The sequence below is a fragment of the Dyadobacter sp. CY343 genome (genome assembly GCF_021390335.1).
In the GTDB taxonomy this organism is placed as follows: Bacteria; Bacteroidota; Bacteroidia; order Cytophagales; family Spirosomataceae; genus Dyadobacter.
The window spans coordinates 628,232-643,392 of sequence record NZ_JAJUXK010000003.1 but is presented as its reverse complement, the minus strand read 5'-3'; the positions used below and the strand labels follow the sequence as shown (position 1 = coordinate 643,392).

13 protein-coding genes are annotated in these 15,161 nt (G+C 47.1%); 8 read left to right on the top strand and 5 right to left on the bottom strand.

Features of this window, described 5'->3' with window-relative positions:
* The first annotated feature begins 8 nt into the window (after window positions 1-8).
* On the top strand, window positions 9-1,139 hold the full coding sequence (locus tag LZG94_RS11000; RefSeq protein WP_233791932.1) for a metallophosphoesterase: 1,131 nt from the start codon (window positions 9-11) through the stop codon (window positions 1,137-1,139).
* 9 nt (window positions 1,140-1,148) lie between these two features.
* Here LZG94_RS11000 and LZG94_RS10995 read toward each other — a convergent pair whose 3' ends face one another.
* The 4 genes from LZG94_RS10995 to LZG94_RS10980 form a co-directional block, all read right to left on the bottom strand.
* Entirely contained in the window at window positions 1,149-3,983 is a 2,835-nt protein-coding gene (locus tag LZG94_RS10995; RefSeq protein ID WP_233791931.1) for a PQQ-dependent sugar dehydrogenase, read from the bottom strand.
* Between the two features lie 61 nt (window positions 3,984-4,044).
* On the bottom strand, window positions 4,045-4,827 hold the full coding sequence (locus LZG94_RS10990) for a LytTR family DNA-binding domain-containing protein (RefSeq protein WP_233791930.1): 783 nt from the start codon (window positions 4,825-4,827) through the stop codon (window positions 4,045-4,047).
* Between the two features lie 9 nt (window positions 4,828-4,836).
* Window positions 4,837-5,943: a sensor histidine kinase gene (locus LZG94_RS10985; RefSeq protein WP_233791929.1), complete on the bottom strand. Its 1,107-nt coding sequence runs from the start codon at window positions 5,941-5,943 to the stop codon at window positions 4,837-4,839.
* Window positions 5,944-6,075: 132 nt separating this feature from the next.
* Window positions 6,076-7,122, bottom strand: coding sequence for a sensor histidine kinase (locus tag LZG94_RS10980; protein WP_233791928.1), 1,047 nt, complete (start codon window positions 7,120-7,122; stop codon window positions 6,076-6,078).
* A gap of 97 nt (window positions 7,123-7,219) precedes the next feature.
* Between LZG94_RS10980 and LZG94_RS10975 the strand changes: the two genes are divergently transcribed.
* From LZG94_RS10975 to LZG94_RS10950, 6 genes are all read left to right on the top strand, one after another.
* On the top strand, window positions 7,220-7,684 hold the full coding sequence (locus tag LZG94_RS10975; protein WP_233791927.1) for an NUDIX domain-containing protein: 465 nt from the start codon (window positions 7,220-7,222) through the stop codon (window positions 7,682-7,684).
* A 206-nt stretch (window positions 7,685-7,890) separates the two neighbouring features.
* Window positions 7,891-8,361 (top strand): hypothetical protein, encoded by a 471-nt coding sequence (locus LZG94_RS10970; RefSeq protein ID WP_215233436.1) that lies wholly within the window; start codon window positions 7,891-7,893, stop codon window positions 8,359-8,361.
* A gap of 91 nt (window positions 8,362-8,452) precedes the next feature.
* Window positions 8,453-8,962 carry a (2Fe-2S)-binding protein gene (locus LZG94_RS10965; RefSeq protein ID WP_233791926.1) on the top strand — a complete coding sequence of 170 codons (510 nt, stop codon included), beginning with the start codon at window positions 8,453-8,455 and terminating at the stop codon, window positions 8,960-8,962.
* Window positions 8,955-9,974, top strand: a complete 1,020-nt coding sequence (locus LZG94_RS10960; RefSeq protein WP_233791925.1) for a xanthine dehydrogenase family protein subunit M — start codon at window positions 8,955-8,957, stop codon at window positions 9,972-9,974. Before LZG94_RS10965 ends, LZG94_RS10960 begins: the two co-directional genes overlap by 8 nt.
* A 15-nt stretch (window positions 9,975-9,989) precedes the next feature.
* Window positions 9,990-12,230, top strand: a complete 2,241-nt coding sequence (locus LZG94_RS10955; RefSeq protein WP_233791924.1) for a xanthine dehydrogenase family protein molybdopterin-binding subunit — start codon at window positions 9,990-9,992, stop codon at window positions 12,228-12,230.
* A 179-nt stretch (window positions 12,231-12,409) separates the two neighbouring features.
* Window positions 12,410-13,450 (top strand): AI-2E family transporter, encoded by a 1,041-nt coding sequence (locus LZG94_RS10950; RefSeq protein WP_215233432.1) that lies wholly within the window; start codon window positions 12,410-12,412, stop codon window positions 13,448-13,450.
* A gap of 29 nt (window positions 13,451-13,479) precedes the next feature.
* Here LZG94_RS10950 and LZG94_RS10945 read toward each other — a convergent pair whose 3' ends face one another.
* The gene (locus LZG94_RS10945) at window positions 13,480-14,085 is read right to left on the bottom strand and encodes a hypothetical protein (RefSeq protein WP_233791923.1); all 606 of its coding nucleotides are present in this window, start codon (window positions 14,083-14,085) and stop codon (window positions 13,480-13,482) included.
* A 240-nt stretch (window positions 14,086-14,325) separates the two neighbouring features.
* Here LZG94_RS10945 and LZG94_RS10940 point away from each other — a divergent pair, with 240 nt between their 5' ends.
* Window positions 14,326-15,114, top strand: coding sequence for a mechanosensitive ion channel family protein (locus LZG94_RS10940; protein WP_215233430.1), 789 nt, complete (start codon window positions 14,326-14,328; stop codon window positions 15,112-15,114).
* Window positions 15,115-15,161: the final 47 nt, after the last annotated feature.

The window sequence follows — 15,161 nt, the reverse complement described above, 5'->3', positions numbered from 1 at the left end:
CGTTACTTATGATGAAATCTTACTGGCCTCAAAAGCACACCACACCGGTTTTAAAGAAAAACCAATCCGACGATTCTTACAAATTTCAGCCGCTTCCAGCCCCTTCCGGCGAATATCCCTACCACCTTCCGCTTGAAAATGTATTGGCAGAAGTCGATACCGACAAGCTGGTTTTTCACATGCTGGGAGATACCGGCAGCGTCCATAACCCTGAATTTCAGAAGCTGGTTGTAGCCGAAATGGTGAAGCAGTACGAGGCGCAGGATGATACCGAGGATAAACCGCGCTTTTTATATCATCTGGGAGATATTGTTTACAACTTCGGCGAGGCGAGCCAGTATTCAAGGCAGTTTTTTGAGCCTTTTCAAAAGTATCCCGGCCCTATTTTCGCCATTCCCGGTAACCACGACAGCGACGTAAATCCTTACGGAAATGTGCGTTACAAGAGTCTGGAACCGTTTTCTGCCGTTTTCTGCACGCCCAGATCCCAGACAGTTGCATTCAGTAACAATGCCGCGCGGAAGAGTATGGTGCAGCCAAATGTATACTGGACCCTCGAAACGCCGCTCGCAAATATCATCGGGATGTATGGAAATGTGACCAAATTCGGCCTGATCACACCGGATCAGCGCGCGTGGCTGATCGAAGAACTGAAAACAGCCGGCAAACAGCGGCCGGAGAAAGCGGTTATCCTATGCGTGCATCATGCGCCTTATTCAGCGGATGTAAATCACGGATCAAGTTTGTATATGATTGATTTCCTGGACAAGGCTTTTGTGGAAGCAGGTGTGCGCCCCGATCTCGTTTTCAGCGGGCATGTGCATAACTACCAGCGATTTAACAAAAAATATTCCGACGGGAAAAACGTCCCGTTTGTCGTGGCAGGCGGTGGAGGATATGACGAGCTGCACCCGGTGGCTACGAATTACGACACGCGCTTTACGAGCGAAAACAAGCTATTTGCGGGAGTGACCCTGGAAAATCACTGCGATACCAAGCACGGTTTCCTGAAAGTCACCATCGAGAGAAAGGCGAAAGGATTGGAAATCAGGGTCAATTTTTATACCCTCCCGCACGAAAAGCGCAGCAGGCCGGGGATAAATGCCGACCTGGCTGACCACTTTTCTTTGATGGTATGAGTTTACGGTTTATTGCAGGAATTTGATTTTTGTGACCGACATTAATGGTTCGATCGGCTTTGCATTATCATTTTTAAACACAAAATACAGATCGTGCTTGCCTTTGGTAGGTTCAACTTTGATCACGATTGGCTTACGAACGGGGCGGGTGAAAGTCTTCGGTTTTTCACCAGGTTGCAGGTTTTTGTTCTGAGTTTCCAGATCTGCCATAATTTTCGCCATATCCAGTTCCGGCGCTACTTCCACTTCCTGTTTTCCGATCAAAGTGCCTGTCGGACTATCGAGGTGTACTTCGATGGTACCGCCTACTGCGCCTTCCCGTTTCTGTGCAGCTCCCGCGATTTCCAGTTTTTCAATGCTCGTCAGGTCAATTTCGTTGAATGTCAGGAAGCTGTTTGCAAAGGGCATTGCCAGGAAACCGGCGCCCTGCGAACCGATCGCTTTCATTTCAGCGCCTTTCACCACAGCCGCATCCGACACAGTCAGTTCCGGACTTCTCAAAATGATCAATTCTTCGCTCGTTTGCGCAGGAACCGCCTTGGTGCCGCTCACAGCGCGATCGGTGAATGCGGCGCGGATCAGCAATGTGCCTTTTCCGTTGTCACGCGCGGGAATCTTTGGCGTGTATTCGCCTTTTACCGGTAATGTACTCAGCGTTTTATCGGTACTGTTCAAAATGTATTTCACGATCACTTCGGCGTCTGCCACGGGCAGGGCGGGGTGGGCCGCCATCGCTACTTCTCCCCAAACGCCCGAGCCGCCTTCGAGTACCTTTTTTACAAGCATTTCAGTTACGCCCGGTTTTCCTTTGTATTTGTTTGAAATATCCGCAAATGAAGGGCCAACCGATTTGGTATTAGGCTGGTGGCAGACTTTGCAATCACTTTTGCCAATTAAGACTTGTGCAACTGCAAACTGCGTGGAAGCATCCACACTGCGCTGACCCTGGATCACTTCTGCATAATCAAACCCTTCCGAAGCGTAATCAATACTTACCGCAACCTGATCGGGGCTTATTTTTCCATCTGCAAGACTGCCGTCTTCCTTGTCAGTTACATCGATATTGTATTCAATAGGTTTATCTGCGAAAAAGAAAGTTTGATTTCCGCCTATATTCACTGCAACCTTCGGTGGCTCGTTACCTGCGATGATTTTCAGCGACTGGCTGTTACTCGCGCCTTTTGAATCAGTGACTAAAAGGTTTGCAGTATATATGCCGGGTTTATCGAAGCTGGCCGTCGCATTCTCGGTATTGTAAGTTTTGATCGTGCCACCCGGGCCCATGACTTTCCAGCTGTATTTCAATGCATCACCATCATAATCTTTGGTGCCCGCGGCGGATAATTTTGCCTGAAAAGGTACGGTACCTCCCTTTTTGTCAACTGCAACCTGAACAACCGGCTTCCTGTTTCCGCCGTTATATTCAAGCCGGATCAGTCGGGAATTTTCACTCTTTTTGAACCAGTTACTGCCGTATTCCAGCACATAAAGGTCGCCGTTCGGGCCGAATTTAATATCGATCGGCTGCACCGGGTGATAGTTAGGCGCAACGCGTTCCATGGACTGATAATCACCATCGGCATTCATTGAAATCGCCATGATCCAGCCACGTGAGAAATCGGCCGCGATCCATTTCCCCTCATAATAAGCAGGCCACGGACGTTTCGGAGCTTTGAAATCAGACCGGTGAAAAACAGGTCCGCCCGTGGCGCTGCGCGAGCCGGAACCTACCAGCGGAAATTTCTCGGAAATACCATAAGGGTAATAGATGAAACTTGGCGCAGTCGGCATCAGATCGGTCAAACCCGTATTGTTCGGCGAGTTATTGACCAGATTTTTGGGGTCTTTCTTCGCAAGCGGCTTGTTCGTTGCGTAGTCGTAAACGGGGAACGCCTGATCATTTCCTACAAACCACGGCCAGCCAAAATTGCCCGGCTCCCGCGACTGGTTCAGCTCGTCGTAACCCATCGGCCCGATCTCCGAATCTTCGGCCGCATCGGGGCCCACTTCGCCCCAATATAAGTAGCCTGTTTTACTGTCTACCGAAATCCGCCACGGGTTCCGGTGACCCATTGAATAGATTTCCGGCCGCGTTTTAGCAGTTCCTTTCGGGTAAAGATTGCCTTCCGGAATTGTATACGTGCCGTCCGGTTCAGGGTGTATTTTCAGGATTTTCCCGCGGAGATCGTTGGTGTTGCCAGCGTGGCCCTGGTCGTCCCAGCTGCTTCTTCCCGGGCGCTCGTCGGTTTGCGCGGCTTTCTGGTTCCCGGTGTTGTTACCTACTGTCAGGTACAGGTTACCGGCTTTGTCCCAGGTCATCCCGCCGCCGGTGTGGCAGCAAACTTCGCGTTGCGTTTCCACTTCCAGCACCACTTTTTTAGAACTTTCAACCAACTGATCTTCCTTCATTTCCCAGCGTGCCAGGATATGTTTCTTCTCGGTAGGATGTGCGTAGTAAAGGTATATCCAGTGATTTTTGGCATAATTCGGATCCATTGTCAGTCCCATTAAACCTTCCTCCGCCTCGCGGCTCACCCCTTCCGCACTGGTGTATTTGGTATTGACCGGAATGGTCGCGATCAGGTCAGTAGCTTTCGTTGCGGGATTGTATTTTTTCAGTGCACCCTTTCTTTCGGCGATGAAAACGGATCCGTCGGCAAGTACCTCAAAAACCATTGGCTCGTCGAGGTTATCGGAAACCACGATCGGCGTGAAGCGGCTGTCGTCAGGTTTTTTGGGACCGTCTTCCTGTGTAAAGGCAGCTAGTCCGAGCAGGGTAATTACTTTAAAAGTATTCTTGAAAAGCCGTGTTGAGCCGGCATTGAACAGGAGAAATTTTGTCATATTCCAGTATAAAAGAGTATACTGGAAATATAGCAATATTTTGATAAAAAATGACACGATCCTATTTCCCCATCCAGTACTTAAAATCGCCCACTTTCTCCCTGCTCACTAACGCTTCTTTGTTGTGTGCCGGCCGCAATGTGAGCGCAAGCCGGTTGCCGAAATATGGATCTATTTTGTCAACTGCCCTGTGGCTCACCATCATACTCCGGTTAATTCTGAAAAACCGGGCCGGGTCGAGCGCCTCGGCCAACTCGTCGAGGGTGTAGTCAACCAGTAATTTCTGATTGGTGTCGGTCATGAAAAAGGTGTACCGGTCGTCGGTGAAGAAATACGCGATTTCGCCCACTTCGATCGATAGCATTTTCTGTCCTTGTTTGACCAAAAACCGCTGCCTGTATTCCACAGCCGTCGTCTGTCGGAAATCTTCCAGCAACTTTTTAATACCTGCAAGCGGATCGACCTCCGGCTGTGCCTTCAATCTCTCAAATTTTTGAAGACTCCGTAGCAGATCTTCCCGGTGCACGGGTTTGAGCAGATAGTCGATACTATTGAGCCTGAATGCCTGCAAAGCATATTCGTCGTAAGAAGTCGTGAAAATGATCGTACTGGTCACGTCGGTTTGGTTAAAAATCTCAAAGCTTTGACCATCAGATAATTCTATATCTAAAAAGATCAGATCCGGGTCGGGGTTGTTTGCTTTTCGGTTATTTTGAAGCCACTCCACTGTTTCCTGAATGCTATCCGTCACACCGGTTATGGAAAGCTGCGGCGCAGTTTCGGTCAGCAACTTTCTCAGTCTTCTCACGGATAGATCTTCGTCTTCTACGATTAATGCGTTCATTGATGGATTTTAGGATATTAATGGCAAGGTTACTGTAAAAAATTCGTGGTTGCTTTCTATCTCCGGCTCGGACAGACCGGGTTTGTATGTGTTCAAGAGTTTGTATTTGGTAATGATATTGGTCAGTCCAACGCGGGTCGATTCGAGGTTTTCGGTGCCGGCTGTGAAGGTCTTTTTCTGCAAATTATTTCGGACCATCAGCTGGCCCTCCTGCGTGCTGAGGATGAATATGGTCAGCGGCTTACTCGCACGGATCACATTATGCTTCACCGCATTCTCAACCAGCAGCTGCAAGGTCATAGGCGGAATTCGGTAGCTCAGATGATCCGGCTCTACATGAATATATAGCTTCATTCCTTCGCCATAACGCGTTTTGAGCAAATGCCCGTAGGATTCTATAAAGGAAAGCTCGCGCTGCAATGTAGTAAGTTGCCCGAATGCTTCCTCGTCGAGCGAAGCGTGGTTTGTTTGCAGCAGATACCGGTAAACCCGCGCCATTTCGTCCACAAATTGTTCGGCTTTTTCAGGATCTTCGGCAATTAGTGTCGACAGCGAATTTAATGTATTGAATAAAAAATGCGGACTGATCTGCGCCTTCAAACTTTCCAGCTGTCCGTTAACATTTTCTTTCATCAACCGCTCTTTATTTATCTCCTGCTGTTTCCAGCGGCTGAATGCATAAAAGGATTCCTGAATACCGATTACCAGGATGATCGCGCCCAGATTAAAAAAGTACACCAGCAAAATCGTACTGATTTTGAGCGTAGAACCAAAGAGTTGGTATTGAATGTAAAGTGCGGCAATAAGTGAAAGAAAGATAGCAGAGAGAACCGCGTGGCCACAGATCAAAATGAAGATCCGCCGAACGGTATGTTCCAGACCGGAATATCGGGCTGCGATGCGTGCATGTACTTTTTGCTGGATCGAAAAAGTCACGGACAAGAGCGCGAGGTTCAGGAGCGTAGCGGCGGCAAATGTTTTCCAGTCGGCGAATACAGCCCGGCCAATCATCAGATAATTGAAAAACAGCAGGAATACCGGCATGGTCAGCGCGAATGACCAGCGGCTCGGCGAGCTCAACGCTCCTGTTATTTTTTCAAAAAGCGATTTTTTCATGGCTGCCTGGCCGGGTTCCGGTTCGGGGAAAACTAACTTGTACGTATTTCAAAAATAGGAGAAAGTAAAACAATACATAGATACGCGCTGCGCCAATTGTCATTTTGAATGCATGAATTGTATCCGCACAACTTACGCATTCACGCGGTAAGGCGCAGTAAGTAAGGGAAGGGAAACTGCATAGTGGTTGACATCTTGTTCGATACTGATCTGCCGGTCGCTGACAGGCGCATATTTCGCTTTCAATTCGGTTAGTCCACCCTGACTGGTGCCCATCGGGCGTATTTTGGCCTGGATATTATTTTGTATACTAATCCGGTGATGGGAGATATGGATACTGATTTTGAGCGGTTTTAATGCGGACATTATATTGTATTTAATCGAATTGTCGATCAGAATTTGCAGGGAAAGCGGCGGAATATGTAGTTCGGCGGGCACATTTTCCGGTAGCTGCAATTGCAAACTTTCGCCGTACCTTACTGACAGCAAGCGATGGTACGTTCTCATAAATCCTATTTCTGCTTGTAATGTTACGAGCTCCGTTTTTGCAGCCTGCAAGGTATATCGGTAAATTTTTGCGAGATCTTCTACAAAGTTTTCAGCCTTGTCCTGATCTTCGCCAATCAGTGATGAAAGGGTATTGAGGCTATTAAATAGAAAGTGCGGATTTACCTGCCCTTTAAGTGAATCAAACTGATGCTGCAATGCGAGTCTTTCCAGCTTTTCACTCTCCGCCTGGTTCTTTTTCCATTGTTCCAATGAATAAAACAGCCCCAGCATTGCTACCAGGAAAACGTCAAAGAAACCTCCCAAAATCATAATTGGCCAGATATTTTCCCAGGCAAATGCAACCTGAATTCCGGGCATGATACTGTAAATCCAAACGTCGAAAACCGCCAGCGTCATTGTAACACTTCCGACGATCAGGAGCATGACGGACAGGCGCCGGACAGTCTGATCAAAATGCGGGTAACGTGCAATCACCCAGCGTACTATGATCGTGAGCGTGATGATAGAAATCCAGTAAAGTATAGAAACGATCAGCGTTCCTATCAGAAATGAATTCAAATCCGTAAAATACGAGGGGCCAATAAAATAATAGTTACCTACCGCAAAAAGGACCGGCATCATTGCCAGGTGGTACCACCATTCGTATTTGGAAAAAAACTGCGGTTTCATGAAGTTTAGGTCCGAGTAGGAGATTTATTCAAAAATAATAAACCTGAATAATTTACTTCAAGTAATATTAAATCTGGTTCAACAAAAGCGATATAAAATGGGGAGTCAAAGTGCAGGGATATTAATGTACCGGAAAACGCCGGAAACAGAAGTGCTACTGGTTCATCCGGGAGGCCCGTTCTTTGCTAAAAAGGACTTGGGAAGCTGGTCAATACCGAAAGGGGAATATGCGGCGGGTGAAGATGCGCTCGCGGCTGCAAGGCGGGAATTTCTGGAAGAAACGGGCAGTGACGTCAGCGGTGAATTTTTGGTCTTAACAGCGATCAGGCAGAAAGGAGGAAAAGAAGTAAAAGCCTGGGCGATTGAAGGAGATATTGATCACTCGCAAATTGTCAGTAATACTTTCGAAATAGAATGGCCGCCCCGCTCGGGGAGGAAGCAGGTTTTTCCCGAAGTAGATAAAGCAGGCTGGTTCTCACTTGACGAAGCGAGGGAGAAAATCAATGAGAAACAGGCAGCTTTTCTCGACGAACTTGAATTGATATTGCAGTCAGGTTCGTGAATTAAATAACATTTAATACCGGTAAAAAAATGAGCCCGGTTGTACAGTAAATGAATGTCATATTTAAATAGATTTTTAATTTAATTAGTATATACAAGTATATCTATCAACCGCATTTTGTAGAAATTCTGCGAAAGATTTTAATAAGACGATATCCTTTCTATTTTTGTAATTATACAATCAAAAAAGTAACCCATAATTTGAAGATGAAAGCAAACACTATCAAGTTCTTTTCTCCCGAAGAGAATGTTCAGGTAACGAAAAAAGCAAAGGCGGAGAACAAACCTACGGGCTATATTTCCGGTACAGGTAAATTGGTACTGCCTCCAAAAACGCTGGAAGAGCTGGATATCGAGCCGCTCACCAGCCGTTTTAAAATTGGAACCCAGGAAGGAAAGAGAAACTTGAAATATCTTTATTTAATTCCAAGTTCTGACACCGAAGGCACTTTCGCAATGACCAAAAGCGGCCGCGGATTCTCAATTCCACTTGACGTAATTTTGAGAAAAGGCGGAGTGGATTTTGAAAAAACGAAATACACATTTGAGATCACTCTTTTTAATTACGAAGAAGGCGTAGTAGGCTACGAACTGGCACTCGGAAGCTCCGAGCCGAAGCCGGAATACACCGGCAAGCCGCGGGGACGGAAGCCCAAAAAAGATGTGATAGAAGGATAAGCAAAAGGAGTTTCGGAAACGAAACTCCTTTTTTGTTAAAGTGGCATAGTTCTTATGTCTGCATGCGCAAGTATCAATTTACTTCATCACCATGCTAACAGAATTAACCGAACCTACTACTTTAAAGGCGAGCCAACCGGTAAACCTCGTGGTCAACGGAACTCCTCTTCAACTCAACCTGCTACCTTGGGTGAGCCTCCTGGACGCACTGCGCGATTATTCCGGGCTAACCGGCACGAAAAAAGGCTGCGACCACGGACAATGCGGCGCCTGTACCGTGATCTGTGACGGAAAACGTGTACTGAGCTGCCTGAGCCTGGCAATTTCCAAAGATGGATCTGAAATTACTACCATCGAAGGAATTGCCCCGGAAGGCGATCTTCACCCACTCCAAAAAGCATTTATCGAACACGATGCATTTCAATGCGGGTATTGTACACCCGGTCAGATATGCAGCGCGATTGGTATGATGAAGGAGGGAAAGGCCAAAACACGGGCCGAGGTGAAAGAGCTGATGAGCGGCAACCTCTGTCGTTGCGGGGCCAACACCAATATCATTGACGCGATCATGGAAGTTCAAAACCAGTCGGTCCATGAATAACTTCACCTACAAAAGAGCGGAGAGTATCGAGGATGCACTTGCTCAAAATAGCTCAGGCGGCAACAGCAGCTACCTGGCCGGCGGGACAAATTTGGTCGATTTGATGAAATATGATCTCACGCGCCCGGATACGCTTGTTGACTTAAACAGAGTCGACGGTCACCACGAAATTTACGAAACGCCGGAGGGCGGGCTTCTGCTCGGCGCTTTTGTCACCAATGCAGACACCGCCTGGCATCCGAGCGTGGAAGAGCGTTACCCGCTGCTCTCGAAAGCAATACTTGCCGGGGCTTCTGCACAAATCCGCAATATGGCGACGAATGGAGGGAATTTGCTGCAACGTACGCGCTGCTATTATTTCTACGATGCCAATGTGCCGTGCAACAAACGCGAGCCTGGTTCGGGTTGTTCAGCAATACCGGGGTACAACCGGATTATGGCCATTTTGGGTACAAGCGAGAGTTGCATTGCAGTTTTTCCTTCGGATATGTGCGTAGGGTTGGCGGCTTTGGATGCCACCGTACACGTGGAAGGCCCAACTGGTAGCCGAAGTATTCCATTTGCCGATTTCCACCGGTTGCCCGGAGATACGCCTGAGATTGACAATACATTGCTGCCGGGCGAGATCATCACCGGCATCGAGCTCCCTGCGAACGGTTTTTCAAAGAATTATTCTTATCTCAAATTGCGTGATCGCAATTCCTACGCTTTCGCACTTGTATCTGTTGCCACCGGGCTTGAATTGGACGGTAATGTGATCCGGGAGGCGCGCATTGCATTGGGTGGCGTTGCGCACAAGCCCTGGCGCGTGCGGGAGGCTGAGGAATTCCTTGCAGGCAAAACTGCTGACTCGGTTCATTTCGGTCAGGCAGCCGAGATTATATTAAGAGGTGCAGTAGGCTTTCCGCACAATGCTTTTAAAATAGAACTGGCGAAAAGAGCGATCGTTCGTAACTGTATGATGGCACTCAACCCCGAATCGCAATTGCCTGGTGCACAGCCTTCTGTTTAACACTTCATCAACATTATGGAACCATATAAATCACAAATAGGCCAGCCGGTCAGCCGGCTGGAAGGTCATTTGAAAGTGACTGGTACGGCCAGATATGCAGGCGATTACAGTGTGCCGGGGTTGCTTTACGGTTATGTGATCAATAGCACGATCACCAAGGGAAAGATCATCAGTTTTGATACCTCCCGCGCAAAAGCGCTGCCGGGCGTGCTGGAAGTTTTTACCCACGAAAACCGCCCGTCGCTTGCCTGGTTCGATTTGCAATATGCCGATATGGACGCTCCTCCGGGTTCGCCCTTCCGACCATTGCAGGACGCCGATATTCTGTATAACGGACAGCCGATCGGGCTGGTCGTGGCTGAAACGTTTGAGCTGGCACGTTATGCGGCCACGCTGATGGATATTGAATACGAAGAAGAAGCATTTGATACCGATCTGCGCAGCCAGCAGCATCTTGCCCGCTCGCCGAAAATAGGTATGGCGACTATGCTGAAACCGCTTCCGCCGAAGCCGAAAGGTAATTTTGAGAAAGCATTCAATGCATCACCTAACCAGGTAAGTGCAGAGTTTTTTCACGGAACCGAGCACCACAACCCGCTCGAACTCTTCGCAACAACTACCGTTTACGAAGGAAAAGGAAAGCTCACGATTTATGACAAAACGCAGGGGACTATCAATAGTCAAATGTATGTGGCTAATATATTTGGCTTAAAATTCAAGAACGTGCGCGTGATTTCTCCGTACGTTGGCGGCGCTTTTGGCTCGGCGCTGCGGCCACAATATCAGCTGTTTCTGTCAGTTATGGCGGCATTGAAATTGGAACGATCAGTACTTGTGACGCTGGACCGTCACCAGATGTTTACCTTCGGACACCGGCCGCCTACCGTTCAGCGCACGCGTTTCAGTGCGGATAACAATGGTATTATAACAGCATTGAATCACCTGGCAATAGGAGAAACCTCGCGGTTTGAGGATTACACCGAGGTAGTGGTAAACTGGTCGCACATGTTATACCCGGCTGCCAATACTTTGATGCAATATAAGCTTGTGGAACTGGACGTTTACAGTCCACTTGATATGCGTGCACCGGGCGGTGTCACAGGAATGCACGCCATAGAAAGTACGATCGACGAGCTGGCCCATAAATCCAAAATTGATCCTTTACAGCTTCGCTTAACCAATTATACTGAAATTGATGTGAGCCTGAACCGCCCTTACAGTAGTAAAGAGCTGCGTGAATGCTATTTACAGGGTGCGGAAAAGTTTGGCTGGGACAAGCGTAATCCCGAGCCGCGCAGCATGCGGCGCGGAAACAAGCTGGTGGGTTATGGTATGGCCACTGGGATCTGGGAGGCGAATCAGCTGCCGGCCAAAGCCGAGGCGATCCTGACAGGCGACGGGAAATTGAAGATCAATAGCGCCGTAACCGATATTGGAACGGGTACTTTGACCGTCATGACGCAGATCGCCGCCGACGAGCTTGGGTTGCCTGTGGAGGATGTAGAGTTTGCTTATGGAGATAGTAAAAAGCCTTTTGCGCCTATTCAGGGAGGTTCATTTACTGTTTCTACGGTAGGCTCTGCGGTAAAGGCAGTGGGCGCGGCAATGCGCAAGAAATTGTTTTCCATTGCTAAAAAGATGAAAGGCGGCGTATTCGACGGCACGGATCTGAGAGATGTAAGCTTTGAAGGCGGAAGAATTTTCATTACAAACAATCGCTCCCGATCGGTTTCATTCCAGGAAATTATAGTCGCTAATGACAACAAGCCGGTCAAGCTTTCGAAGTTTTCAGTTCCGTCTATACTGAAGTTGAAAAAGTACTCCCGGGCGGCGCACAGCGCTGTATTTGTGGAGGTAGAAGTGGACGAAGAGCTGGGAGTCATTAACGTGACTAGGGCTGTGACTGCTGTCGCGGCGGGCAAAATCATCAATCCGAAAACGGCCCGCAGCCAGATTCTCGGCGGCATGATCTGGGGTATTAGTAAAGCTTTGCGCGAAGAAACGATCCAGGATGATGGATTGGGGAAGTATATGAACCAGAATTTGTCTGAATATCATATTCCCGTTCACGCGGATATTCACGAGCTGGACGTAATTTTTGTGGACGAAAAAGATACGGTAGTGAATGAGCTGGGAACCAAAGGAGTAGGGGAGATCGGTATCGTGGGAATGCCCCCGGCGATTACCAATGCGATTTTTAATGCGACCGGCAAACGCATTAATCAACTACCAATTCATTTCGATATGCTGCTGTAAAAAGGGTGGAATTAATTAAAAACGAGGATAGCTGAGAAGTTTTGTGAGCCATCAATGGTCGCTAACTTCTCAGTTACATTTCCTGCGTTCTTGTTATTTTTCGAATAATATTTGTAAATCGAATGGCAGTGGGTATAGGGTGAGGCGTTAGCTGCAATTCATCTGATAATTTACCGTCTATGCAAACAGATTTCAATTTTCGCCTCCGACAAGTATTCTTCCTGATTGTAGTAATTGCTTTTGCTATAACTATTTTTCATCAGCTCTATGTTTTCTTCCCCGGCTTTCTTGGTGCACTGACACTTTACATTCTTTGCCGGAAATATTACGTCATACTCACCCAGAAAAAGAACTGGAATAAAAGCCTGACCGCGCTGTTATTCATGGTATTGTTCATGGCATGTATTGTAGCGCCCATATATGTTTCACTGCAAATGATCTTTTCAAAGGTCGAAATGATCCTGAAAGATCCGGACCAGATCAATCACGCAATCGACGCGGTTTCAAAACAATTAAGAGAATGGACCGGTCAGGATTTGCTTACCAAAGAGGCTACATCCAATATTGGTAAAAAAGCAGGAGGCTTCATTCCCGGTGTCCTTAATAGCTCGGCTATGATGTTGGGGAATTTATTGATGATCCTTTTCCTGGCTTATTTTATGTTTCTGAACGGACAGACGATTGAGCGGGTATTGCACCGGTTAATCCCGCTTAATTCCCGGAATATAGATCTTCTGGCCGACGAAACGGTAAGTATGGTGCGTGCAAATGCAATTGGTATTCCGCTGGTTTCGCTGATCCAGGGACTTGTTGCTGTGATAGGTTACTGGATTTTTGGAGTGAAGGATTTTATATTACTGGGATTAATTACCGGCTTTTTCGCCTTCTTTCCGGTAGTGGGAACTGCGGTGATCTGGTTGCCGATCGTGATATTTATGTTTTCAAAAGGCGATAGCGGCAAGGCGATCGGTTTGGCTATTTATTGTTTGGTTGCGGTAGGTAATATTGATTATCTCGCCAGGGTTACTTTACTTAAGAAGGTAGGTAATGTGCATCCGGTCACCACGATCCTTGGATTAATAGTCGGCCTCAGGTTGTTTGGTTTCTGGGGATTTATTTTCGGACCGCTGATGATCAGCCTTTTATTACTTTTTATCAAAATATATAAAACTGAATTTGGAGATCCTCCTGCGGAAAAAAAAGTCGGCACCGCTGGTTAGCGCGTGCCGACTTTGTCAATTCAATATCTTTAAATTTCCGCGTCCTGCTTCGAATCAATTTCGTAATCCGCAAAATCTTTCTGGTTATCTGACCATTTGTAAACGATCTTTTTAAATCGAAGATCATATACGATTTCGTGAATATTCTTCATAAAATCCTTCTGCATTTTTTTAGGTTCAAACATCTGGCCGCTGAAAGTGAGTACATCCTGTTTCTCACCGGAAAGCGAAATGTCGATATGTTCCTGTCCTAATACTTCTTTTTTAGACTCTACATAAGCGCCTCGTAAAGCCGGAAATTCTTTGGTCTGCACTTTTACGATCTTTTGTTCCAGCTCTTTACGCTGCGCTTCAATCGTTTTATCTGGACTATTTTTTACCTCGTTGTATAGTGCGGTATTCGATTTGTGCCAGGAAAGCCGGGTTGCAATATCCGTTTCATCTTCGCCTTTGTTCAGCTTTTGGTCAATATCAATGATCTTGTTCTCGATAAACAAAGCCATATTATCGTGCGAAGCAGTGTCAACCGGTTTGGGTTTTAAAAAATGCCAGGCAATACCTGCTGCTGCACCAATCAGCAAAACATAAACAATGTATTTTCCAATTTTTCTATTCTTATAGTTTTCGGGTTCCATTTTAATTTTGGTTTGAAGTAAAGTTCGTTTTCAGGAAAGGTTTGTGCCCGATCATGTCGGTGCAGTTTGTACTGCATTTCAAAAAATATGCCATTCGCATAAGTAAAGCCACTTGCTGCGCGCAGGTATATTGATTTTAGCATAAATACTTAAGCTATGCGCAGCCCGACCTGCGCGGCCCGACTGGAACGGATTTTTCGGGCTGTCGGATATTTTCCAATCAATACCCCATTTAAAATAATGAAACTGCAGCAATTCTATAACCAGGTTTACGCCTGGCTTCTCAGGACCGGACCATCGTTTTTGCTGGGTATCGGTGTGCTCATTGTCGGGTTCTGGCTCATCAGAATACTGTCCCGCTGGCTTACCAATCATTTATATAAAAGGAAAATTGACCCGTCGCTCACACCATTTCTGCTTAGCCTGAGTATCACAACTTTACGCGTGCTGCTGATCATTTCGGTCATGCAGATCATCGGTATACAGATGACCGTTTTTGCGGCGATCATCGGGGCGATCGGTGTAGCTGCGGGCCTGGCGCTGTCGGGGACTTTACAGAATTTTACAAGTGGGATCCTGATATTGCTATTGAAACCATTTGAAGTAGGCGATAATATCCTCGCGCAGGGACAGGAAGGCACTGTGACCGCGATCAAGATTTTTTATACGATCGTGCAGACATTTGACAACCGCACAGTCGTGATCCCGAACAGTAAGTTGTCTAATGAAGTGATTATCAATATCAGCCGATCTGGTACGAGAAGGCTTGATGTGGAGATGAAATTCAGTAACAGTATCGACTATCAGACTGTTAAAAGTACGATTGAAAATGTGCTCGATGGTGCCCAAAATGCCCTTAAAATCCCCGAAAGGCGCATTGGTATCTCATCGATCGAGGCCGACGGCTACAAAGTAATGGTAAATGTGTGGCTCGATGCGCACGGATTCATTGATACAAAAATGGAGATTCAGGAGAAGATGATGGAGGCGCTCCGCGGTTCGGGCTTGAAATTGCCCGGACTAGGTTAGTAGCTGGCTCCTGATATGATCAATTGTCGCATCGGGAGCCAGTTTGG